Annotated in this window: 14 protein-coding genes; 1 reads left to right on the forward strand and 13 read right to left on the reverse strand. The window is 46.5% G+C overall.

Annotated elements, in window-relative coordinates; genetic code table 11:
- Positions 1 to 1,773 carry an SGNH/GDSL hydrolase family protein gene (locus ABQ275_RS13190; RefSeq protein WP_349313601.1) on the reverse strand — a complete coding sequence of 591 codons (1,773 nt, stop codon included), beginning with the start codon at positions 1,771 to 1,773 and terminating at the stop codon, positions 1 to 3.
- A gap of 178 nt (positions 1,774 to 1,951) precedes the next feature.
- Here ABQ275_RS13190 and ABQ275_RS13195 point away from each other — a divergent pair, with 178 nt between their 5' ends.
- Positions 1,952 to 3,421, forward strand: a complete 1,470-nt coding sequence (locus ABQ275_RS13195) for a PLP-dependent aminotransferase family protein (protein ID WP_349313602.1) — start codon at positions 1,952 to 1,954, stop codon at positions 3,419 to 3,421.
- A gap of 3 nt (positions 3,422 to 3,424) precedes the next feature.
- Here the strand turns inward: ABQ275_RS13195 and ABQ275_RS13200 are convergent, their stop codons facing one another.
- The 12 genes from ABQ275_RS13200 to ABQ275_RS13255 all read right to left on the reverse strand — a co-directional run bounded on the left by ABQ275_RS13200 (position 3,425) and on the right by ABQ275_RS13255 (position 23,419).
- A complete protein-coding gene (locus ABQ275_RS13200; RefSeq protein ID WP_349313603.1) occupies positions 3,425 to 5,815 on the reverse strand; it encodes a glycoside hydrolase family 95 protein in 2,391 nt (796 codons plus the stop codon).
- A gap of 33 nt (positions 5,816 to 5,848) precedes the next feature.
- Positions 5,849 to 7,672, reverse strand: a complete 1,824-nt coding sequence (locus ABQ275_RS13205) for a right-handed parallel beta-helix repeat-containing protein (RefSeq protein WP_349313604.1) — start codon at positions 7,670 to 7,672, stop codon at positions 5,849 to 5,851.
- A gap of 2 nt (positions 7,673 to 7,674) precedes the next feature.
- Positions 7,675 to 10,623, reverse strand: a complete 2,949-nt coding sequence (locus ABQ275_RS13210; RefSeq protein ID WP_349313605.1) for a glycoside hydrolase domain-containing protein — start codon at positions 10,621 to 10,623, stop codon at positions 7,675 to 7,677.
- A gap of 107 nt (positions 10,624 to 10,730) precedes the next feature.
- Positions 10,731 to 11,201: a DUF5018-related domain-containing protein gene (locus tag ABQ275_RS13215; RefSeq protein WP_349313606.1), complete on the reverse strand. Its 471-nt coding sequence runs from the start codon at positions 11,199 to 11,201 to the stop codon at positions 10,731 to 10,733.
- Between the two features lie 30 nt (positions 11,202 to 11,231).
- Positions 11,232 to 13,100, reverse strand: coding sequence for a RagB/SusD family nutrient uptake outer membrane protein (locus tag ABQ275_RS13220; protein ID WP_349313607.1), 1,869 nt, complete (start codon positions 13,098 to 13,100; stop codon positions 11,232 to 11,234).
- Positions 13,101 to 13,117: 17 nt separating this feature from the next.
- The gene (locus ABQ275_RS13225) at positions 13,118 to 16,471 is read right to left on the reverse strand and encodes a SusC/RagA family TonB-linked outer membrane protein (protein WP_349313608.1); all 3,354 of its coding nucleotides are present in this window, start codon (positions 16,469 to 16,471) and stop codon (positions 13,118 to 13,120) included.
- 193 nt (positions 16,472 to 16,664) lie between these two features.
- Positions 16,665 to 17,765, reverse strand: a complete 1,101-nt coding sequence (locus ABQ275_RS13230; RefSeq protein ID WP_349313609.1) for a FecR domain-containing protein — start codon at positions 17,763 to 17,765, stop codon at positions 16,665 to 16,667.
- Positions 17,766 to 17,832: 67 nt separating this feature from the next.
- A complete protein-coding gene (locus ABQ275_RS13235; protein WP_349313610.1) occupies positions 17,833 to 18,387 on the reverse strand; it encodes an RNA polymerase sigma-70 factor in 555 nt (184 codons plus the stop codon).
- Between the two features lie 89 nt (positions 18,388 to 18,476).
- Positions 18,477 to 19,250: a porin family protein gene (locus ABQ275_RS13240; protein WP_349313611.1), complete on the reverse strand. Its 774-nt coding sequence runs from the start codon at positions 19,248 to 19,250 to the stop codon at positions 18,477 to 18,479.
- A 392-nt stretch (positions 19,251 to 19,642) separates the two neighbouring features.
- Positions 19,643 to 20,941 (reverse strand): ATP-binding protein, encoded by a 1,299-nt coding sequence (locus ABQ275_RS13245; protein ID WP_349313612.1) that lies wholly within the window; start codon positions 20,939 to 20,941, stop codon positions 19,643 to 19,645.
- The gene (locus ABQ275_RS13250; protein WP_349313613.1) at positions 20,925 to 22,298 is read right to left on the reverse strand and encodes a sigma-54 dependent transcriptional regulator; all 1,374 of its coding nucleotides are present in this window, start codon (positions 22,296 to 22,298) and stop codon (positions 20,925 to 20,927) included. Before ABQ275_RS13250 ends, ABQ275_RS13245 begins: the two co-directional genes overlap by 17 nt.
- A gap of 5 nt (positions 22,299 to 22,303) precedes the next feature.
- The gene (locus ABQ275_RS13255) at positions 22,304 to 23,419 is read right to left on the reverse strand and encodes an ABC transporter permease (RefSeq protein WP_349313614.1); all 1,116 of its coding nucleotides are present in this window, start codon (positions 23,417 to 23,419) and stop codon (positions 22,304 to 22,306) included.
- Positions 23,420 to 23,452 lie beyond the last annotated feature (33 nt).

Raw genomic sequence — 23,452 nt, forward strand, 5'->3', positions numbered from 1 at the left:
TTATTTACTTTTCAACGACTCCTGCAATTTTTTTCCCAGCACCTCATAGCCTGCGGCTATCGGATGCAGGCCATCGCTGAACAGGGATTCGATGATCTTCCCTTGTTTATCCAGCAATACCGTACCCGGATTAATAAACGTAATTTTCATCCGGCGGGCCAACAGGGCTATTTGTTTATTGAGCAGTACCACATGCGGCTCCATAGCTCTTCTGGGCAGTATGCCGGCCAACAAAACCCTTGCCTTGGGTTGCCGCACCTGGATGGCTTCCACTAATCCCTGCAAGCCGGTTATGATTTCTGCATCAGTGGCACTACCAAGATTATTGGTCCCGATCATGACCAGGATATTATTGGCAGCATAACCATCCAACTCATCATGATATACACGCCACAATACATTTTCAATCCTGTCCCACCCGAAGGCGAGGTTGCGCATACCGAAAGGCGCCATGTATTTATTCCATGCATCCTCACCACGAACAATCTTTGTTACCGGTTCTCCACCCCAGTAGTGAATAATGGAGTTGGCTAATACGATAGATGACGGCCCGCTGGTTTTATTCAGCGCCAGGATCTCCTGGTGCCTGGCACGCCAGTTATAAGCACCATCACGGCTTTGCGTAACAGGAATGGTTGTACTGATGTTACCTTGTGGCTCCTTCAGGATCCGGCGGATTATTTTTTCATACGCTGCGGCATATTGTAACATGCCTACATCAGTTGGATGAACCCCATCCACTGTGGAGTTGATATCAAAGCCGATGTCGGTAGCTGAAAGTATGTACAGGTCTTTCTTTCCGGCTGCTATCAGTTTTTCGTAGGTGGCCTGCAATACGGTATTTGCTTTTTCGAAATCCTTTAACAAGGCGGTATCCATCAGGCTGCCGGGTACTCCTCCGCTGTGTGCGGCCAGTAATATGGGTACGCCAGGTCTTTTTGTTTGTAAGAGTTGTACGGCATCTGTAACCAGCTGTGCCACCGTTGATGCGCTGAGATTGGGAACACAATCCAATATATATAGTTTTGCATCTTTCTCTGCCATGAGGTCGAGCACCGGTTTCTCCAGCCTGCCACTCCCGGAAAAGCCCAGGTTGATGAGGGGTCTGTCCAGGCTGCGGTTGAGCAAGGCTGTCCAGGCCATACCCGGCCTGCTGGCGCAGCCGCCTTGTGCGATGGAGGTACCATACACCACTACCGGCTTTTCAAGGCTCAGGGGCATAGGAATCAACTTTTTGCTTTGTGCAACGCCCACGGCTAACCAGTTTACAGTATTGTACAAGGGCAGGTACAGGCGGTATTCTACGGGCTTGTTTTTAAAGACGTGGTCAGCTTCCAGGTGGGAAAAACGATATTCGATGGTATCGCCAAAAGCATACTTTCCCCGCGCCCATTGCCAGGCGCCACTATGGTCCAGGGCATACAGATCAACGCCGCTCACACCCGTTGCCGGCATATGTGGCATGCCCAAACTACCCTTGTTTTGTACAACATACCGTACTACTATTTCAGCGGCATCTGATTGAAATTTCAGGTACAGACCTGCACCGTTATGCGAAAGGTACCACACATCCGGTTTCATCGATGGCTTTGCACGTGCAGGAAGACGGTCATATGGCTGTTCTCCTTCCCCGGGCCATCCCTGTCCTTCTATTACCGGAAAGCTATTCGTGGCAGGATTCCACCATTGCAGGCTGTCCACACGCTGCGCATACACCTGCATGGTCAGCAGGCCACACAAGAAAATTAAAACAAGAGAGCTACGCTTCATCATAAGAAAAATTAAATTCCGGCGATTAAACTAGTCAATAAAATCGTAAAACAATAAGGAAAACCATTTCCCGCGATCCTGGATAGGTTTATGAAAGTGATATTTTATTTTTAATCTGCTATAAAAGAAAAACAGATTGGACTATCTTACAAGCAAGATTAACCATTGAACACTAGTCCAGATGTTACCTTTCAAAACACTGATAAAAATTGACCGGAAGTCGAAGTTGCCGGTATACCAGCAAATAGCGAATGGCTTCATCGGGCTTATCCGGGAAGGCGTTTTAAAACCGGGCCTTCCCCTGCCGGGTAGCCGCGTGCTGGCAGACCAGCTACAGCTTCACCGCAACACCGTAGTAGCTGCCTACGCCGAACTCACCAGCCAGGACTGGGTAGTGGCGGTAGCCCGCAAAGGCGTGATGGTGGCCGCCAACTTACCGCTGATAAAACCCCGGTCTTTTAAAACAACCACTTCTTCCTATGCGCAGGGACCAGGATTTCACTTTAATACGATCCCTTTCCCGGCGATGACATCCCTGCAACCCCTCAAAGCAGGTCAGCTGGTTATCAATGACGGCTTCCCCGATGTGCGGCTGGCGCCACTGGACGCCTGGGGTAAAGAGTGCCGGTCTATCATTGAAAATCCCAGACAACATAAACAGCTCATGTATGGTGAAGCGCAGGGCAGCGAAAAATTGCGGCATGAAATGATTAAATACCTCACCAACACCAGGGGGCTGGATATTACAATAGATAATATCATGATCACACGCGGGGCACAGATGGCCATTTATACTGCAGCGGCCATGCTGATACAAAAAGGAGATTATATAATCGTTGGCAGTCCAAACTATATTTTCGCCAACCTGTGTTTTGAACAACTGGGCGCCAGGTTGTTGCATGTACCCGTAGATGGGGATGGTATTGATGTAGCAGCCATCGAACAACTTTGCCGCACCCGGAAGATCCGGATGCTGTATGTTGTGCCGCATCACCACCACCCTACTACGGTTACGCTCAGCTCGGAACGGAGAATGAAGTTACTGGCCGTGATCCGAAAATACCAGCTGGCTGTTATAGAAGATGATTACGATTATGATTTTCATTATAGTTCAGCGCCTATCTTACCCTTAGCCAGCGCCGATCATGGCGGCAACGTTATTTATATTGGCTCTCTTACAAAATCACTGGGCCTTTCTTTGCGTATCGGGTTTATGATTGCACCGGTGTCTTTTATAGCAGAAGCCGGCCGGCGGCGCCGTTTAATGGACCTGAGAGGAGATAATCTGTCGGAAGAAGGACTGGCCGCTATGCTGGCCAACGGCATTATTGAGCGGCACCTGAAAAAATCGAAAAAGATTTACCGGGAAAGACGCGACCTGCTTTGCCATCTGCTGGAAGTAAAGCTGGGCGACCTGGTACAGTTTACACCGCCATCGGGCGGAATGGCGCTCTGGCTGCAATTTACAGGCAACGCCTCTTTGCCTGCCATCGCTGCCAAAGCAGCCACACAGGGCCTGCTTATGAGTAGCGGCAGCAACTATCATTATATAGCCAAACCGCAGCATGCAATGCGGTTTGGCTTTGCGTCGCTCAATGAAAAAGAACTGACCGCTGTTGTTACTATTCTAACAAAAATTATGAAAAGGTAATCATCAGCTGCGCAACTTATCATTCAGTTGATATACTTTACCGGCAACGGTATTAAAGGTGACATTAACATCATTATATTTCACGATGCACTTACCACCGGTTTTCGATAATACCTGCGCCTTCACCAGCTTGCCATCCACCCATTTCATGTCTACTACGAAGCCGCCTCTCGCGCATAACCCTTTTACCTCGCCGGTTTTCCAGGCAGCAGGTAATGCAGGCAACAGCTCAATCATGCCAGCCTGACTTTGCAGCAACATTTCTGCGATGCCAGCGGTAGCGCCGAAATTACCATCTATCTGAAACGGCGGATGCAGGTCAAATAAATTCTCGGCAGATTTATCTGTCAGAATAATATTGAATGTTTTCAGTGCATCATCGCCTCTTCTCAGTCTTGCCCACAGGTTAGTAACCCAGGCAGCACTCCAGCCAGTTTGTCCTCCGCCATGCTGCAAACGGAACTCCAGCGATTTCCTGGCAGCTTCCACATAGTCAGGTGTATGATTGAAATTAAATGCATTGCCGGGATACAAGGCATACAAATGCGACAGGTGCCGATGACCCAGTTCCTTTTCCGGGTAAGGCTGCGCCCATTCCATGATACGACCGTCAGCACCGATCTTCGGCGCCAGCAGGTTTTCTTTAGCGGTAGCTATCTGTTGGATCAGTGCATCCTTTTCATTCAATATGCCGGCTGCTTCCAGCACGTTGCCAAATAGTTCCGCAATGATTTCCTGGTCATGCGATGGTCCCATACTGATGGTGCCATTGCTGCCATCCGGCGCCAGGAAAGCATTTTCAGGAGAAGAGGCCGGACCGGATACCAGCTTGCCCGTTGCCGGATCTTTTACCAGCCAGTCGAGATAAAACCTGGCAGCATTCTTTAAAGTAGGGAACACCCGGCGGAGATACGCCTTGTCTTTTGTAAAAGCATAATGCTCCCACAGGTGCTCACAGATCCAGCCACCCGCGCCGGAAGTAAGCCCCCAGGAAGGATGTTCGCCGGGAGAAGTGAACCCCCATATATTGATGATCGGGTTGATAGACCAACCATGTGCGCCAAATTGTACGGAGGCCGATTTCGTAGCCGGTTGTTCTATATCCTGGATAAAATTGGTCAGTGATAAATGCAGATCGCCCAGGTTGGTATTTTCCGCCAACCAGTAGTTCATCTGCACATTGATATTGGTGTGATAGTCGCCATTCCAGGGTGTTTGTATTTTATTTGCCCAGATACCCTGTAAGTTGGCGGGCAATGTATTTTCCCGGACAGAAGAGATCAGCAGGTAACGGCCATACTGAAAATAGAGTTGGGTGAGATAATTATCATTACCGGTTTCCTTTACCCGCTTTACCCGCACATCTGTAGGCACATCATCTGCTTTGCCGGCATCGGCTACCTGTAAGGCTACGCGGTTAAAATAGTGCTGATAGTCTGCAATATGTTCTTTTTTAAGTTGGCTGTAAGACTGCGCCATGGCCTTTCCCAGGGCAGCGGCTGTCAGCTTTTTATAATCTCTCCCTTTATATACCGGGTAATTGGGTAGATAACTGGTGGAGGCAGATAAATACAAAATCACTTCGTCTGCCTGTTCTACTACCAAACGGTTACCACTATACGATTGTTTACCGCCTGTTACCTTTGCTTTCAGGCGTGTCATATAAGTGATTCCTTCCCCTCCTTTACCGTCGTTCAGTGTACCGGACATTACCAGCTCGCCGTCGGTGGCTGTAGTGGTAAAGCGTTCCGGCCTGTCCAGTGAAGCACTGAAACTGATAGCGCCTTTTTTACCGGCAGAGAATTTTACCGCCAGCACATTGGCCGGTGCGCTGATAAAATATTCCCGATTGAAGGTGGTGCCGTCCTGGTCATAGTGGACCGTAGCAATAGCTTCATTCAGGTTCAGCGCGCGTTGGTAATTTGTGTAGCTGCTTTGTTTACCGAAATCGATACGCAGATCCCCTAACGTCTGGTAGCTACCATAAGGCACATTGGCGCCGTTGCCCTCACCGGTCCCTACGCCTTTACATACCTGGGTTTTATTGGTCAGCTCCGTTGCTTCTTTGAACTTGCCCTCAAACAACAGCTTCCGGATTTCAGGCAAATATTTAGCCGCTTCGGGATTATCACTATCCTGGTTACTACCACTCCACAATGTTTTCTCATTGAGTTGCACCCGTTCTTTATTGACATCTCCGAACACCATGGCACCGATGTTACCATTACCAATCGGCAATGCCCTTAACCATTGTACATCATCGTTCCATCCCCTTGCAACATCCGGCACAGTGGCATCGGCGGGTTGTGTGTACCATAGTTTCAATGACTGTCCCTGTGAGAAGCCATGCACACTGATACCCAGTGTGAGTAAACAAGTAATGAAATATTTCATATCCAAATATAACTGTTAACTGAATTAAATAAATTACCTGGCGGGTAACACCGGCAGGTCCGTTTTCAATGCTTTCGCGGCCATATTATGCAATGATACCGTTGGCCTGAAAGGTGTATTAAAATCGTTTTTTAAAAGCTGTACCCTGCTGCAGGCAGTCAGGTTAAACGATGCCCTGACCGGCCCCTGCGGCTTCATGAAGTTATCCGTCCAGCTGATATGATTACCAGTAAAAACCAGGTTATCCGTACTGCGTGCTGTAAGAACAGGATAGTCATAGATCTTAAAAGTATTATTTTCTATCCGGATATTCCTGTGTACCATATAACCTTTCACCAGTTCATGGTTTTCGGGGGCAATGGCAATCACATAATTCCCAGGCGCCTGGTTATAGCCGCACTCTTCAAAGGTGTTGCCCGTGATCAGCACATCTGCTACCGGGCCTGATTCATACCAGCTGGAAGCATCGTCTGCAATCAGGATGGCATGCATCCCGGTTCTGTAAAAGGTATTATTTTCAATCACTACTTTTTTACGGGTAGTTACCAGCAACCCGCGGGTGTTGACACTTTCAAAACGGCAGTTTCGTATAGCCACAGACGGTGTCCAGGTAATATTTTCGAGGCAATCACCAGCTTTGAGTGCTGCCGGTTTGTCGGTAGTTAACGTCACTTCCATTTCACGTTCAGAAATAAGTGTAGCCGATTTTATCATGCCGTTACCAAACAGCTGCAAGCTGGCAGCATGCAGAAAAGCAATACTATCACCTGCGAAGAAGGCCGCGAAGCCGTATGTCTGCGGATGCATAAACCGCAGCTTCAACACGCGGGGAGATACGACCTCCGTTACTTTCAGTTGTGTACCATGAATGTTGATGGGGTCATCGTGCAGTCCTTTGAAATGGGAATGCTCTACCTTTATTTCTCCTTTGCAGCCGGAGAAGTGCATGCCATCTGCAAAAGAAGCCATTACGCGTCCACTGTTTTCTTTGGGTACCACCTGTACATGATCGTAATACAGGTTCTCCGAAAACTGCGCTACAATGCCCAGACCGTGCATATAATGCATAGTGACGCTATCCAGGTGTATGTTCTTTGAATGCCGGATAAACGCGCCCACTTCATCCCGGATACCATCTCTTACGGTTAATACGTTTCCGGGCGCCGCTTTAAATCTAGAGAAGTCCCCTGTAAATTTCACCATGTAGGGCGCTATCAGCTCCGCGCGGCTATTGTAAAACGGGGTCCAGGAAGAATAGGTATTTACGCCCCTGGCAGTATCGGCCAGTACGGCATGAAAGATCTTCATCCTCCATCCATTGCCATACCATTCCAGCCGGTTTTGCTGGATAGTGAATCGGGAATCAGGCTGGATGGTCGCTATCACATATTGTGGCGTCACTGTTTTTATGGACATCTCCGCCATCGTAGGATGTTCAAAATTCATACTTACATGCCGCAGGGTAATATTCTCACAACTATCAAAAACCCAGGTGATCATCTTCCCATGAAAAACAAATTCAGCACCATTCCCTTCAATGGTCAGGTCTTTATGCGCCTCAAAGAAAAGACCGATGGTTTTCGTATGCTCACTTACTTCTGTTTCGCTGGACGTGTTGGAGATGAAGTATTTCTTCTTCACTGCATGCTCCGGGTAAAAATCATAGCGCCCTGCCGGGAATTCCAGTATGGCGCCGGGTTTGTTCCTGCATGCTTCAATCGCTTTCTGTACAGCGGGTGTGGCATCCACAAACGTATTTGGCTGAATACCGAAATCGCTCACTAGTATTTTCTGCTGTGCCATGACCAGTACAGGCAGCAATAACAGCCATAAGCATATGATTGATTTATTGATCATCCTCATTTTTTTATCTCTATTAAAAACCCTTTACCGGGGATCATTTCAATACTATCTGCAACGGATAAAGTTTGTTGTTCCTGGAAGCGTGCGATGGCCGGGAAGAACATTTGCCGTTCCGCTGTATTCCATCCCAGCTGTTGCCAGTTAATATACAGCTTTACTTTTACTGGTTGTTTATTCCAGCTGGCAACGGCTATCAATAGCTTGTCTTCTTTCACGTATACTGTTGCCAGTACATTGCTGTCTGAAGTGGTCACTATTCTATCCGGCTCCCAGTAGCCATGCATCTGTGCATCCGCGATACCAAAACTGTCCCATACTTTCCAGATCTCGCGCGGATCACAGTTTACACCTTCCGTGTACCAGGGATAGCGTACTGTCATGCCGTACACCATGCCACGCCAGGGGTTTCCGCCTGCATGCAACATATCGCCCATCAATCCGAAAGGGATACCCGATACTTCTACCAGCCAGTTTTCCGGTGACATATTATTATAGTCGAAGCTTTCGCCAAACCAGATCTTATTGATAAAAGGAAAGTATTCTGTGTACTGGTTAGCCGGCCCTTTGGAGAAGCCCGTGTTGGAGTGAAGATCCAGCAGACATCCGGGTTTGATGGCATCCATCACCCGGCGCATCCGCTTCAGCATGCTCCTGTCAAAAGATACATCATCGAGATAGAGGCCATCGATATCTTCGTTTTTAACCAGCCATTTCAGTCCTTCCACATAGTAGTTATACCAGCGTGATTTACCGCTGGTAAGAATAGCGGCATCGGCGCGTTCATAGCCTTTGATGTCGGTAAACCATTGTACATTGTAATGATCCACGAGGTGTTCACGCAACCATGGATAACCGCCACCCTTGCCATCTGCCAGCACTTCCTCTCCCAGGCTGCGCAATGCCCATATTTCCGCCGCCTGGTTGCTTAGTTCGCGGATAGTATAATAAATCTTCACTTTCAGTCCCTGCCGGTGCCAGTAATCTACAAATTTCCTCATGGTATCCACAGCTACAAAAGGATAGTTGATGTAAGGATTCACCCCATTGCCATGGTGCACATTGGTTACTTTTATACCGGAAGATAAATCAGACAATGCAGGAGCGGGTTTACTACCGTTATGATAGTAGCGTGTGGTAAACTGGTCGGCAACGTTTTGCTTTTTCACGGGTGTAAGCAGTAAGGCAAAATCAAAATTGAGTTGTTGTCCTTGCTGCAGGGTACGTTCACCGGAATAAGTGGTAGCTACCGCGCCCTCTGCGCTGGCAGCCAGTTTGAAGCCTCCCTTATTATCATTGTACCAGGAAGGCGGTGGCGCCGGATGATACAAATTGAGTAGCGGCCCGCTATAGGTAGCCCCTAAAAATTCGCAGTGAATGCCCGCGTCATAATTCCCGATCCAATAGCTATCCTGCGGTCCTTTCCACTTCCAGTTGTAGGATGCCGGTAGTGATTGCCCTGGTAACCCCATCCCCATAAAATACCTGGCTGTTTGTTTATCTACCGCTATTTCCAGGCGTACATCTTTCACCACAATATTTTTTGTTGCTTTTACGGTAGTATGATAGGTGAGATGGCCGTCAAATTCCAGGTTGCCTTTGCAGGTGAGCGACAACGCTTCGTTGGTGGCTTGTGCTTCCCATGAGATCACCGCATCTTTTTCTTTTGTATAAATAATTTTACCGGGTGTCAGTTGCGCGATACCGTTGCTGGTTTCTATGATCAGCCGCAGGGGCCGTTGCAAGATATTCTTACCGGCATTTGTATTTACGGCTGCCAGCAGACCGTTGTTGTCCAGCTGTACCAGGTGCATCATGGTGGTAATGCTGTTTCCCTGGCGTTGCAGGGCCGTATAAGGCGCTATCACCTCCTCCTCTTCCCCCAGTGTAGAATTGAGCCAACGCAGCCTGGAATGCCGCCAAGGTTCATTATCACCACGATCTGCCTGCAAGGTATCTGTTAGCTTTATCTTCACCGGTACCACCTGTGCTTTTCCATTCCGGGGTTTTATAGTTATGGTAAATGTATATTCCTTTTGTTGGGGATTTTCGGGGATATCGAGGCCAAACCACAACGCCTGTACTTTCCCTTTTGCCACGTTTACTTTCCTGGTAAATTTTTTCCCGTCGGCATCTACCCCTTCCAGATTAAAACAGGTAAGCCGGTCACTGAAACGGCTATACGAAACGGTCACATCTTCCAGGTCAGTTTTTGCTGCATATACGCCCACCTGGAATGCATAATATTCATTCCTGTTGGCCGTAGCGGAAAAAGACGGCGGTCCTTGCCGTGTAATCCACCGGTAAGGCAGCTCATGATCCATGCGCACGGGGTATTTTCTATCTTCCGGAAAAAGTATAAAATCATGGGTACTACGCCGGATCAGCTGTTGTATTTCTGCGCCTGTAGCACAAACCTCCATGGGGTAAAAACTATCAAAAGCTGTTCTGGACTGAATTTGCAACACCTCCGCCTTTTCCTTTACCGCGCGGTAAGGTAAAGAGAGCTGCTCCCTTGTTACCCATTGAGTATCCGGTTGATCTTCGGGTTTCAGGTAGTCGCCCTGAAAACTGCCGTTATTTTTTTTGCCTTTGTAAGGCATGTAGTAAACATAGTATTTACCTGCGCCGGTTGTTGGCTCAAATACCAGCTCTCCTGCTTCCAGGTTCATGTTGACCCGGAAAATATTTTTCATCACCGTTCCTTTTTCATCTGTGATGATGATACCCATCAGTGCAGGGTCCATTCCCCGGCGGCGCCACGGTATTTTCACATAGGCGGCACCGGTAGCTTTTAATACCTGTATTTCTGCCCGGTGATTACCCAGTGATTCGTCCCAGGGTTTGGCAGCCACGCTATACGGCACGCCTGCGGCCTGCGCAGTGGTATAAAACAACCATATTAAAATGGTACAGCATACCTGTTTGTAACAATTGGCAAAAAACATACCCCAACAATTTAAAAAGTATCTTCCGTGAAAGAAAAAGAAATACGAATCAAACCACTGATTAAATTGCTTCATCAGTGATCTGATTCGTAATATTTCCGCTCCGGTTATTTAATAAAATCAACCACCGTCAGCGTCCATACCTGGCTGCTGCCATCGGCGGCAGTTACCTTGTATTGCTGTGGTTTGGAAAAATCACCAAAGAAGCCCTGTGCGGGCGCATCATTTACCGGTACTACGGAAGCAGCGGTAGACAGATCCATAAAGCACCACAAATGATCCAAGGATACCTTGGCCCGTTGTGCAGCATCAAAAGAGCCGCTAACGGGAGGTACCGTAATACTGATACTGATAGTTGCATGTGCGGAGTCCACTGTTTTTGTTGCATCCAGCGACTTGTAAGCCACTACCGGCGCACCCTGCCATACATTGGCAGTATCCAGGTAACGGTATTCGAAGTAGACGTTGGTGATCTGTGTACCATTCCACAAAGGCAGTGCCGGCAGATCTTTCTTCAGGCAGGAAGAAAACAGTATCATGAAAAAAGCCAGGCCTGTTATAATATGTAGCAAACGCATATAATCATTTTTAATGAAAGAAGATAGATATTACCAATTGGGATTCTGCGGTCCGAAATTGGAATTTTTATCAATGAAACCCTGTGCAATCGGGAACAGGTAACGCTTGTTACGGCTGAACACCCGCACATTATTGGCGGAGAAGAAAGCGCCTTGCACCGTTACAAATGATTTCCGGTCTTTGCTGATATCTGTTACCCTTGGCAGTTCATTGAGATCGGGAATATCACTGTTACCGGGAGCATTTCCATAGTTGGCGCCACCACCATAACGGCCCCATCTCAGCAGGCTCCAGTAGTAATCATTTTCCAGGGTAAGGTCTACCCTTCTTTCCAGTTTGTAGTCTGTCCATGCAGCAGCCAGCGTACTGGCAGTAGAGGGCGGCAACTGACCATGGGTAACACGGGTCTGGTTCAGTGCAGTGACTGCACTACCCGCATCCCCTTTCAGCAGATAGGCTTCCGCCAGGTTGAGGTATACCCTGCCCAGGCGCATCAGTACATAATGATAATTGGTAGGAATACCTACATATACACGCGGCGAAACATTGTAAATACCTTTGCGCCAGTATAAGTTGGAGAGGCTTACATAGTAAGCATTTCCGGTTAGCTTCAGCCAGCGGGTAGCGTTTCCTTTGATACAGGTGGTCACATCTTCACCAAAATATTTTGAAGCGGAATCGCTGACAATAGAAGCATCCCAGCGGGCATCGCGGCCTACATTTGACAGTGACCAGATGGTTTCGGTGCTGCCGGGGCGGATAACGCCCGACTTCACTACGGTTTCACCGGTAGCGTGGGGAATGTCCGCAACACTGGGCGATTTGGATTCATCCACAGCTGCCAGGTACTGCGAAGTTTTGTTCCACGGTAATGCTTTCGTAGGATCTGCTTTATCTACTACCAGGTAAGCATCGGCCATATTTTGTGTAGGGCCGTGTTGTAACCAGGCTTCAAAAACGCGGGTAGCCGCAACGAACAAAGGAGAACCGCCGTAAGTGGCCACCTGGCTATTGCCTACATTTGGGAAAGAGTTCTGCATCGGTGTACCCTCGCAGGTGGTGTTGATACTATTCCGGTAGATCCCGAAGATAATTTCAGGTGATGATGATTTACGATCGCTGAACATGCCCTGGTAATCTGTTTCCATCGTATAGCCGCCACTGATAGCTGTGTTGGCATTGGTGATCACTTTCTGTACCAGCGCCTGTACAGCCGCGTCGCCCATATTTGGTGCAGCAGGATAGTTGGCGTAGGCGATGGCTTCCAGGCATACTTCGCTTAAAAATGCAGCGGCTGCAAATTTGCTGACCCTGCCAGCAAGCGCGGTAGCAGGTAATCCAGCTACGGCATCTTCCAGGTCTTTAATAATATAATTATAAGACGCCGTTGGATTGGCGGTAGTAGGAAGATTAAAATCATCACCCGGTGTCAGCACTTTATCGATCCATACGATCCGGCCCATCTTGCGGGCAACCGCAAAATAAGTCATGGCCCGGAGGAACTTCCCTTCAGCTATCAGGGCTTGTTTATCGGCGTCTGCAAAGCCGGAGGCGCCTACTTTTTCAATGATCATATTGCAGGCCCTGATGTTACTGAAACGATCAAATCCTGCATCATAGGTGTTGTTGATCGTTTCATTAAATACCTTGGCGCTGCCATTATAAATACCATCAAACGGCAACGTATTGGTGGTATAGGCATCTGTTACACTGGTAAGATCCCCGCCGGCAAAATCCTTCATCACATCGGCATAGGTGTTATAAACAAACGTCTGTGCATTAGCAACATTCGTCCACACATCATCCTGGCTCACCCTGTCCAGTGGCTTCGTATCAAATATTTTCTGGCAGGATGAAACAGATAGCAGTACTATAGTAAATATGAATAGCTTCTTCATAAAATTCCTTTTTAAGATTAAAATCCGATGTTAACACCTACTGACCAGGTACGCTGGATGGGATAATCGTAGTTATTGGGCTCACTTTCCGGGTCAATAAAATATTTCATACTCTTAGCCACTGTAAAGACGTTGGTGCCGGAAGCAAATATTTTAAACTGGCTGATCGCATCTACTTTTTTCAGGTATCCGGCTTTCAGGTCGTACCCTATCTGCATATTTTTCAACCGGAAATATTTGGAGTGCAGCAACCAGAAATCGCTCAGTTCAAAATTATTATTGCCATTTACCCCGCTGGAGGTCACTGCGCGCGGGTATTGTGCATTCCTGTTGGAAGGCGTCCAGTAATCCGTCTGAAAATCATATATCAGCGTACCCTGTGGTGAAGAGCCCTGGATCACATCGCCCAGGTAACGGTCACGCGTACCCGAACCCATGAAAACCGCATTCAGGAAAATCCCTTTGTAATCGAGGTCCAGTGTAAAGCCATAGTTAACATGCGGGAAAGTGTTGTTACCTATTCTCCGCATATCATTCTCGTCTATCTTTCCATCGCCATTCACGTCCTGGTACTTTAAATCGCCGGCTACTGTATTGATGGAATTAACGCGGCGCGGACCATTCAGCAATTCGTCGTTGGACTGGATATAACCGAGGTTGTAATAACCGGTAGTATTGTAGGAGTCATCGGTACCGGATTGACGGGCATACGGATTTTTCTGTGAAGCAATATCTTCTCCGGGATATTTCTCCCATAACTGGTTATAGTAGGAATAGTTAACACCCAGCTGATAATGCAAACCACCTATCCTGTCATTCCAGGAAACATTAAACTCCGCTCCTTCCCTGCGGCGGGCGGCATCGGAGTTAATCAATGGCAATGGCTTGCCCAGCGGCGCCGCATAACGGATATCCGGTTGTACATAACCGGTGGTGCGCATGTAGAAATAATCGATACTACCGGTTAATCTTTCATCCAGGGTAGCGAAATCAAGTCCCAGGTTCCGGCTCCTGATAGAATACCAGGAAAAGCTGCTGCTGGGCAGATCTCCTTCCGCAGTACCTTGTTGCGGGATACCATTAATTACCCACGCATTCGGATTTACATTATAACCGGGTACATATACAAACGGAGCAATATTATCGGAGGTACCGGTAACACCATAAGAACCGCGCAGTTTCAGGAAGTCAACAATTTTGTTGTCTGTTAAAAAATGCAGGAAATGTTCTTCAGACAACATCCATCCACCTGAGAAGGCATAGAATGTTCCCCAGCGGCTATCCGGCGGAAACAGGTCGGAGGCATCGTAACGGATACTTCCTTCTAAAAAATATTTTGATGCATAATTATATTTTATCCTGCCTACATAACCCGCTCTTACATTCTTCTTTTCAGAACCACTTGCCAGCTGGTTTACCGTTGGACCGGCAACAAACTGGTCATAGATGATCTGGTAATTCTGACGGGTAGCATTCATATAGGCGGTATCAGCGAGCGACCGTTCATACCCACCCAGGAAATCAAAGTTGTGATTACCGATTGATTTTGCGTAGGACAGAAAGCCCTGTAAGGTGACCATAGCGCCATTACCACCGGATGATGTCAATGAAGGCGGATTACCGGGAACGGGCACCTTGCTGCCCAGGTCATAAGAAGGAGCAGATGCACTCCACCCTTTTCCGTTGGTATTCCACATGCTATAGTTGGCATTACCTTTCAGGTGCAGGCCTTCCACATGCGGTACTTCCAGGTCGAGTCCCAGGATACCATTGAATAAACGGGTGGTGTTCTTGTTGTAACCGGACAAAGGAGACAGTTCTATAGCCGGGTTATCGCTGGCGCCATAAGGCAGCCCGAATTCATTCAGGGGTGCCCTGCCGGGGCCATTGTTCTGAATATGACCGAAAAGGCCATAATAATTGGAGGCAGTAGCGGACAATGGCTGAACATTGTTTTCCACATAGCCGTCTACGTTAGTTTGTAAACGCAGCTTTATCTTTTCAAAATAATTTTCTGCATTAAAACGGTAAGTAACCCGGTCGTTCTTGTTGTTGTCTGTTTTCAGAATCGTGCCTTGGTGAAAATAGGATAATCCCCCGTAATACTTGAGGGTTTTGGTACCGGAAGAAATAGATACATCATGACGTTGCTGCGGTGCAAACTGGTGCATGGAAAATTTCCGCCAGTCGGTATTGGGATACAGAAATGGTTTGGTTTGATCTTTATAATAACCCAGTACGCTATCCGCAGTTGGCGGCATCTTACCTTCATTAACATACACCTGGTTCAGCGCGGAGAAATGATCATAGGAGCTCATTTTCTGCGGCCATACGGTTGGCTGGGACCACATCTGGTTAAAGGTATAATTGAGATTTACTTTCCCATCAACACCTTTTTTGGTGGTAATCACTACAATGCCATTACCGCCCTGGGCGCCATAAATAGCCGTAGCTTCTGCATCTTTCAGTACTGAGTAGCTTTCAATATCATTCGGGTTCAGATTTTCGTAATCATTTTGTGAACGGATAAAACCGTCAATTACAAACAAGGGGGTGCCGCCACCACGGATGGAGATTTTGCTTTTCGCACCCGGAGCGCCGGTAGTGGAAGTAACAAAAAGTCCGGGTACCCGGCCTCCCAGTCCATCACTGATAGAAGCCGTAGGAATGGCTGCCACCTTGCTCATGGGCACCGTAGATACCGCATTTGTGAGTAATCTTTTAGTAGTGGAGCCATAGGCTACCACCACCATTTCATTCAGATTACTGACAGTGGCTTTTAAGGTAATAATGATATCATTATCGCCTACGATCTTCCACTCGCGGGATTCGTATCCTACCATAGAAAACAACAGCACTTCCCCTTCACCTGCCGAAAAGGAAAAGTGTCCGGTTTCATCTGTAAAAGCTCCCCTGGTGGTACCTTTCACCTGTACGCTTACATTCACCAGCGGTTGTCCTTTAGCATCCTGCACCATACCTTTCACCGTTTTCATCACTGCTTCAGGCGCCGGAGTAATCACCACCAGGTCATTACTGGTGATATTGTAGGTGTACTTTGTATTCACCAGCAACTGGTTGAGCACCTCTTCCAGGCTGGCATCCTTTGCTGTAATACTTACTTTCCTGTTGGCAAACTGCTCACTGTCTGTATACAAAAAACGATATGCCGATACCTCCTGGATCTTGCTTAACATCGTCTTCAGGGGTAATTGCCGGGCAGATAGGGTAATCTTCTTTTGAGAAAATGCCCAGGAAGACAGATGCAGCGAGATAATAGTCATCGCAATAGCTGCTGTTCTCATAATAAATAACCATTTACGGGAATAGCGCAGCTTCCCGCTGATTAGCGAAGTCTTTTTTAATTTCATACCTTCATATTGACAAATGGAATAATAGGGTAGTCCCTTAAACTACCCGGATTCTTTTTTCGGAGAGGTGTTAGCGCACCTCTCTTTCCTTTTTTTACAGCATTTTTTTGCTTACTTCATAACGGTGCGATGGATTTTATGGTTGATAATAGTCGTTCACTGACCGGATTTTCACCGGTAGATTTAAAAGAGGTTATCTGCTGATAGTTACCTGTCTGTCTACAATCGTATAATTAAATGGAACCAGCATACGTAAGGCTTCCAGTGCCTCTGTGAGGTCTTCTTTTTCGAAAGATCCCGTCAGCGGCATAGATTTCAGTGTGGAATCATTAATGGTAACAGATACATTGTACCATCTTCCCATGCGTTTGGCTACTTCTTCAAAGGGTGTGGCATTAAACAGCATCTTATCTTCTATCCATGCTGTTTCAGCAACGAGGCTGTCTGTTGGCTGATGTTTTATTTTAGTGATCACCATCCGTTCTTCCTGACTTTCTACCAGGTAACCTTTTTTATTGGCGGAGGAGATAGCTTTTTTATTGCCGATGATAATTTTTTCATCGGGTCTTAAAATGATCTTTCTTTCCGGATCTCCATGAGGCATCACCGCGATAGCGCCCTGCAACAGGGAGGCTTCCACTACATCATCCCCGGGATAAGCCCTTACATTGAATATAGTACCGGTTACAATTACATCCACATTGCCCGAATGCACGACCAGCGGCATTTCTGCATTCTTCTGTACATTAAAATAGGCTTCCCCTTCCAGGAATATTTCGCGGGATTTTTTACCAAAATCCTTATTATATCTCAACTTACTTTGTGCATTCACAATAACAAAAGTGCCGTCAGGCAGATTCACCCGGCTCTTTGATCCGCCGGTAGTGGAAATTTCATTGAATGCTGTGCCGGCAGTTCTTTCAGCGGAGTCATCTCCCCTGCCTGATAATAAATAAAAGGCGCCACCTGTAAGCAGTACCAGGAATACAGCCGCAGCAGCCAGCCATCTGCGCATATGCAGGCGTAGTGTGGTTGTTTCAGGTATAGCCACTTCCTCCGGCGCGGTGTCGTCCGTTTCGCCCAGCCTTGCTTTGATGGCAGCCAGGCTTCTCTCCTGTGCAGCCTTGTCACCAACAGGCGCTACACTCAGATCGCGGATACCCGCCAACTGTTCATGCAACCGGAATAGTTCCTGATTTTGTACGATCAGTGTATTTAATTCGGCTGATTCCTCCGGTTCAAGTTCCCCGTTTATTTTTTTTGCCAGCAATTGCCAGATCCTGTCAGCTATCATAACTTAATGTGCTCTTCTGATATATAGGATACCATAAAGCAGTAAATACCACCAAAGGATGTAAAAATTATTTTTTGCGGGCTGCAGCCATATAAAAAGGAATGGCATTACTAATCTTCTTGAGTGCTATTACCAGCTGGTTTTCAACCGTTTTCTCCGACAACTGCAGCACTTCCGCCACCTCCCGGTATTTAAGGTTGTCTTGTTTAGCCAGTAAGAAGATCATTTTGCATTTAGGGGGTAGCTGGTCAATGGTTTTATTGATGTGGAGTAGCATTTCGGAAGAAATTAAAATTTCTTCGGGGTTCCTTTCCAGCTTTAAAGAGAAGTCTGGCAGCTCGTCCAGATCAGTATAGGTAATACGTTTCGATTGCAGGTATTTCAGTGCCGCATTTTTAGCACAGACAAATAAATAAACTTCGGGATTAGTAATATCAGCCAGTTTAGCCCTTCTTTTCCATAGCGTAATAAAAACATCATTCACGATCTCTTCCGATGTTTCTTTGCAACGCACGATGGCATATACAAACCTGAAAAGCGCGTGAAAATAGCCATGGTGAAGTTCTTCCAATGCTTTCTCGGCATCACCGCCTGCCAACCTGGTAAATAAGGAAGAAATCATATAAATATTGAATGATTAAAACTAGGTGTTAGTTATTAATCAGCCTAATACTATTTTATCTGACAAAAACTGTATTTTCGCAACTTCGTTTATTTACGTTGGCAAATTTGAAAAGCATACCCCAGCACTACCACACCAGCACCGGTATTGTTCTTGCCATTTACATCATTCTTCTGAATATTTACAAAACCGTAATTGCCACCGCCTTCAATAAACACACTACTGCGGCCAAACTTATAGGCAAATCCTACATGGCCGTCTACCCCCCAATTAGCTTTGTGCAATTCGTCCTTAATGTCTACCTCTTTGTCAAATGACTGCGGTCCGGTTGGAAGCGCCTGGGTTTGTTGTTCGTCCAGGTAAATAGAGCTGGTGCCACTTGTTACATTTTTTGCACTTACCACGATGCTCACAAAGGGGCCAGCGGCTACATAAAAATCCCAGTTTCCTCCCAGGGGGATATGATATTTTGCCAGCACCGGCAACATCAGGTAATTGATTTTCGCCGTGCTTTTATAGTTGGCATACAGATACTGCGGTACTTGTCCCGGTGGAAAGAGAGGAACCATTTCCGCTGGCACGCTGAATGCCTGCTTCCCGTCTTTTTGTCCGCCTTGTGAAGAGTATTCCAGTTGTGGCTGAATAGAAAACTGATCTGTGAGGTGAAATTCTGCATGGATAGCAAAGTCGGGCCCTAACCTTGAGCTATACCCGCTATTAATAGGATTTGCGGAAGAACCGGATGTTAAGTTCGGGATACTAAGCCCCGCCTTTACACCAAGATCAACCTGTGCCTGTGTATAGAAGGGTACCAGTAAAAAGAGTGTAATAAACGGAGTTAGCAGATGCAATGTAGCTTTCATAATAAATAGAATTGCGTAAGGTGTTGGTAAGCGATCTGTTTCCAGTTGTTGTAAGGGAGGCCAGCGGTTAAAACACAAAACGGTTAGTGCTGTGTACGCCGGCTTCCCTCAGAAACAACTTATGCTTCACCTTCCATCTGTGCTAATTCCTGCATCACTAAAAAAGAAAACGTTTAAAGTCGATGATTACTAATTAGTTTATGCTTAGGAACGGCTGTGTCGTGTATAAGACATAGCCCTGTTTAACTGCAATGAATGTGATCGCAGGGTATTATACACATGATTAAAAATGAAAACAGATCAATGTGAAGTAAATAGCAAAACTTTTGTTGACATAATTACTACAAATAACGACAGTAATTTGTTCAACCAGCATAAAAGTAAAAGGGGTATTAAAACCGGATTATAAATGCAGTATTGCCACCAGCGGGGGTTTTCAACGAAAATTCAAAACCATGGTTCAGCAGGATCTCTTTTACCAGGGTCAATCCTATCCCCTGCCCGTCCTTCTTTGTACTGAAAAAAGGGCTAAAAAGCTGATCAGCTACCGAGGCAGCTATGCCATGACCGGAGTCTGTAATAACCAGCTCTTTGTGCTGCTGGTTGATGGTAAATAAAATGCTGCCATTATGCGTGATCGCTTCCATGCCGTTCCTGATAATATTGATCAGTACCTGCTCCATTTGTTGCTGATCCGCGTAAATAAAGAAGGGCCACTCCGGCACCTCAAATTCAAAATGGATCTCCTTTTCCCCGGCTTTCATTTCCATCAGCTGACCAACATGCAATACCAGCCGCCGGAGATCGATTTCCCTGCGGACAGGCTCGGGTAACCTTACCACATCTGCAAAATTCCGCATGAATGAATTAAGGTTATAATTCCTGTCAATAGCCACCTGTAAAGTATTTTGCAGGAGTTGATCATCATTGCCCGCTACCTGTTCCTGCGATTTTAATACCGCCTGAAGAATGGAATTAACCGGGCCAATGGTATTGTTCACTTCATGCGCCATCATCCGGATCACTTTACCATACGCTTTCTTTTCTGCCGCCAGTATTTCTGCTGTTAACTCCTCGATCATGATAAAATGCCGGGAAAAACCTCTGTCAATAAAATGCGATTTCTGTAACTTATAGGTATTAATACCATTCAGGGTAATGGTGACTGACTCACCGGATTTCAGTTTGATGATCTGTTGCAGTACCGGATGATCCAGGTCACTGATAAGCTGGCCTGTCAACATTTTTTCTTCACCCCCCAACAATTGTAATGCTGTTGGATTTACCTGCCGGATAATATCATCATAATCGAGAATAATAATACCGGTGGGAGATGTATAGATGAGCTTCTCCAGGAACAGGTGCTGTTGTTCCTGTTTGGTCCGTTCTGTTCTCAGTTGATCAATCATCTGGTTATATACATCAATCAGCAGGTCCATTTCATATTTACCGGTAGGTACAAACCGTACGTTGAAGTCGCGCTCTTTAATGGCATCCACTCCCTGTAGCAAAAATTTAAGTGGTTTGATCAGCTCCCGGTACAGGCTCCAGGATACCCACAAAGAAAAGATGACTATCACCTCACTGGCAATAAAAAGGAGCTTGCTTTCTTTGAAGATAAAAAAAGACAACACCAGTGTAACCAAGTGCAACAGGATGACAAATAACAGGTATTTAGTCCGCAGCTTCATCGTAAGGTATGTTGTATTTGTCTAATCGCCGGTACAGGGCACTTCTTGTCAAGCCCAATGATATCGCTGCCCTGGAGATCTTATTCCGGTGAAACTCCATGGCTTTTTTTATCATCAGCACTTCTACTTCTTCCAATGTGAGTGTTCCCACTTCAGGCAGTTGCATGCTGCCCTTTCTGCCGGATGTTGATGCCAGCTGCAACTGAAAATCTGCTACATCCAGGTGATCCCGCTGGCTTACCAGGATCGTACGCTCCACGAGGTTTTTGAACTGCCGGATATTGCCGGGCAAAGGCAACTGCGCCATCCATTTAATCGCTTCGGGGCTTACAGATAAGGAAGGCCGTTTATAGATTTCTTTAAGGTTCTTCACAAAAAAATCAACCAGCAGCGGAATGTCTTTGGGCCGCTCTCTTAATGCCGGGAGCTTTACACTAATGAGATTGATACGATATAAGAGGTCTTCCCGAAAAAGCCCTTTGCTCACCATCTCGTCAAGGTTGCGGTTAGTAGCGCAAATGACGCGTACATCCACCATTTTTGTGCGACTGCTACCCAGTACTTCGTAGGTGCGGTCCTGTAACACCCGCAGCAGTTTTACCTGGCTGCCGGCATCCAGGTCGCCGATTTCGTCTAAAAAGATGGTGCCCTTGTTGGCCATTTCAAAACGCCCGATGCGATCCACGCGCGCATCTGTAAAAGCGCCGCGTACATGCCCGAACATTTCACTTTCAAACAACGAAGTGGAAATACCTCCCAGGTTCACTTTAATAAACGGCTTGTTACTCCGCATACTGTTCTGATGGATTGCTTCCGCAATCAATTCTTTACCGGTACCGCTTTCTCCGGTTATCAATACCGCCGCATCTGTAGGGGCTACACGCCCGATGGTTTCCAGGATTTCCAGCATACCTTTATCCTGCCCGATAATATGCTGAAAATTATAGCGGCTATCGATCTTCTGCCGGTTAAGTTGTTCTGTCTTTTTATCCCGCAGGTTTAAAAGTGTCCGGATAGATTGCAGCAGGTAATCGTTGTTCCATGGCTTGTTAATGAAGTCATTGGCGCCCAGTTTCATCCCCTGTACAGCCAGCTGGATAGTAGCCCAGCCGGTAATAAGAATAACCAGGATACCCGGGTACGTTTTTTTTATTGCTACCAGCAACTGCATTCCTTCCACGCCTGAGGTATCAATGGAAAAATTGAGATCCATGATGATCAGTGAAACAGCTGCCGTTTGTAATACATCCAAAGCGGCTGCAGGTGAGTCCGCAGCCGCAATCGTGTATCCTTCCTTTTCCAGCAGGAATTGCAGGGATGCCCTTACTGCTATATCGTCGTCAATTATTAATATCATAATGTTTAATCTTCATGCAGTGCTACAGCCGGATAAACAGCAGCCGCCTGCTTTCCGGGGTATAATGAACAAAACAGTACTAACAAATATATGAACAATATGGCCAAAATCTGTGCTATTACATACACACTGGCGGGCAAATCAAATACATTCAACAAAGGGAACTGAATGGCAAAGAAAGACCCGATCAACAATGACAGGGTAGCCAGGATAAGCGACTCTGCTACCAGTTGTCCCCATACGGCTTTCCCGGAAGCACCGACCGCCCGGCGCAAACCGATTTCCCCCCTTCTTTTGTTGATATTATACCAGAGCACCCCAAATAATCCCAATGCTACATTAATCACCAGGAAGCAGGCCACTATTAAAAGTATGATCATTGGTATCAGGGCGAAATTATTAATGTCTTTTCTTTTGTTGGTCAAATGTTCAATTTCAATATTTGCATTCTTCATGATACCTGCCATTGTTTTATACAAACGCGCTTCAAATGCAGCATCTGCGCCGGGGATAACCCGTACCAGTATATGTCCCAACTGGGAGATACTGGTACTATCAGCCCTGTAGAAAATAGCGGTACCGGGCGTAACATAATCACCTTTGAACTTGGTATCTGCTACTACGCCGATCACGTGCTTCGTTCCATCATCCAATAGTTTGCCCACCGCCCTGGTGTTACCAAAAAGCGATTCCTTCAAACTTTCATTAATCACAACAGGGGTCGTTTTAAAAAAAACATCCTGCTTACCAAACCATCGCCCTTCCAGCATGGTCATATTCAAGACATCCTTATAACTATCCTGTACAACAAAATAGTTCACACCAGTCACCTGTTTATTATTATAGCCTGCCCCTACCTGCATCGTATTGATCGAAAAAGGAATATTATTAGTGGAAAAGCTGATCTCCTTTACCTCCGGCAAGGCTATCAAGCCCTGTCTTACGAGGTCATAAAACAGGGTCAGAGAGTCTGCCCTATTGCTTTGTGACGGATTATTATAACTAACCGCCCACACATTTTCATATTCAAAACCCCGCAACTTCCTATAATTCTGATAGTAAAATACGAGCATCGTAAATACCGCAAAAATGACCATGAAGGAGACGAGCATCTCAGACATCAATAAAAAGTTTTGCTTTTTTTTGTTCCAGAT

Origin of the sequence: Chitinophaga sp. MM2321 (assembly GCF_964033635.1) — a bacterium.
Classification (GTDB): domain Bacteria; phylum Bacteroidota; class Bacteroidia; order Chitinophagales; family Chitinophagaceae; genus Chitinophaga.

Excerpts from the sequence above, each read along its gene's own strand:
- ABQ275_RS13190 (WP_349313601.1), bottom strand. The coding sequence starts at position 1,773 with ATGATGAAGCGTAGCTCTCTTGTTTTAATTTTCTTGTGTGGCCTGCTG.
- ABQ275_RS13195 (WP_349313602.1), top strand. The coding sequence starts at position 1,952 with ATGTTACCTTTCAAAACACTGATAAAAATTGACCGGAAGTCGAAGTTG.
- ABQ275_RS13200 (WP_349313603.1), bottom strand. The coding sequence starts at position 5,815 with ATGAAATATTTCATTACTTGTTTACTCACACTGGGTATCAGTGTGCAT.
- ABQ275_RS13205 (WP_349313604.1), bottom strand. The coding sequence starts at position 7,672 with ATGATCAATAAATCAATCATATGCTTATGGCTGTTATTGCTGCCTGTA.
- ABQ275_RS13210 (WP_349313605.1), bottom strand. The coding sequence starts at position 10,623 with ATGTTTTTTGCCAATTGTTACAAACAGGTATGCTGTACCATTTTAATA.
- ABQ275_RS13215 (WP_349313606.1), bottom strand. The coding sequence starts at position 11,201 with ATGCGTTTGCTACATATTATAACAGGCCTGGCTTTTTTCATGATACTG.
- ABQ275_RS13220 (WP_349313607.1), bottom strand. The coding sequence starts at position 13,100 with ATGAAGAAGCTATTCATATTTACTATAGTACTGCTATCTGTTTCATCC.
- ABQ275_RS13225 (WP_349313608.1), bottom strand. The coding sequence starts at position 16,471 with ATGAAATTAAAAAAGACTTCGCTAATCAGCGGGAAGCTGCGCTATTCC.
- ABQ275_RS13230 (WP_349313609.1), bottom strand. The coding sequence starts at position 17,765 with ATGATAGCTGACAGGATCTGGCAATTGCTGGCAAAAAAAATAAACGGG.
- ABQ275_RS13235 (WP_349313610.1), bottom strand. The coding sequence starts at position 18,387 with ATGATTTCTTCCTTATTTACCAGGTTGGCAGGCGGTGATGCCGAGAAA.
- ABQ275_RS13240 (WP_349313611.1), bottom strand. The coding sequence starts at position 19,250 with ATGAAAGCTACATTGCATCTGCTAACTCCGTTTATTACACTCTTTTTA.
- ABQ275_RS13245 (WP_349313612.1), bottom strand. The coding sequence starts at position 20,941 with ATGAAGCTGCGGACTAAATACCTGTTATTTGTCATCCTGTTGCACTTG.
- ABQ275_RS13250 (WP_349313613.1), bottom strand. The coding sequence starts at position 22,298 with ATGATATTAATAATTGACGACGATATAGCAGTAAGGGCATCCCTGCAA.
- ABQ275_RS13255 (WP_349313614.1), bottom strand. The coding sequence starts at position 23,419 with ATGTCTGAGATGCTCGTCTCCTTCATGGTCATTTTTGCGGTATTTACG.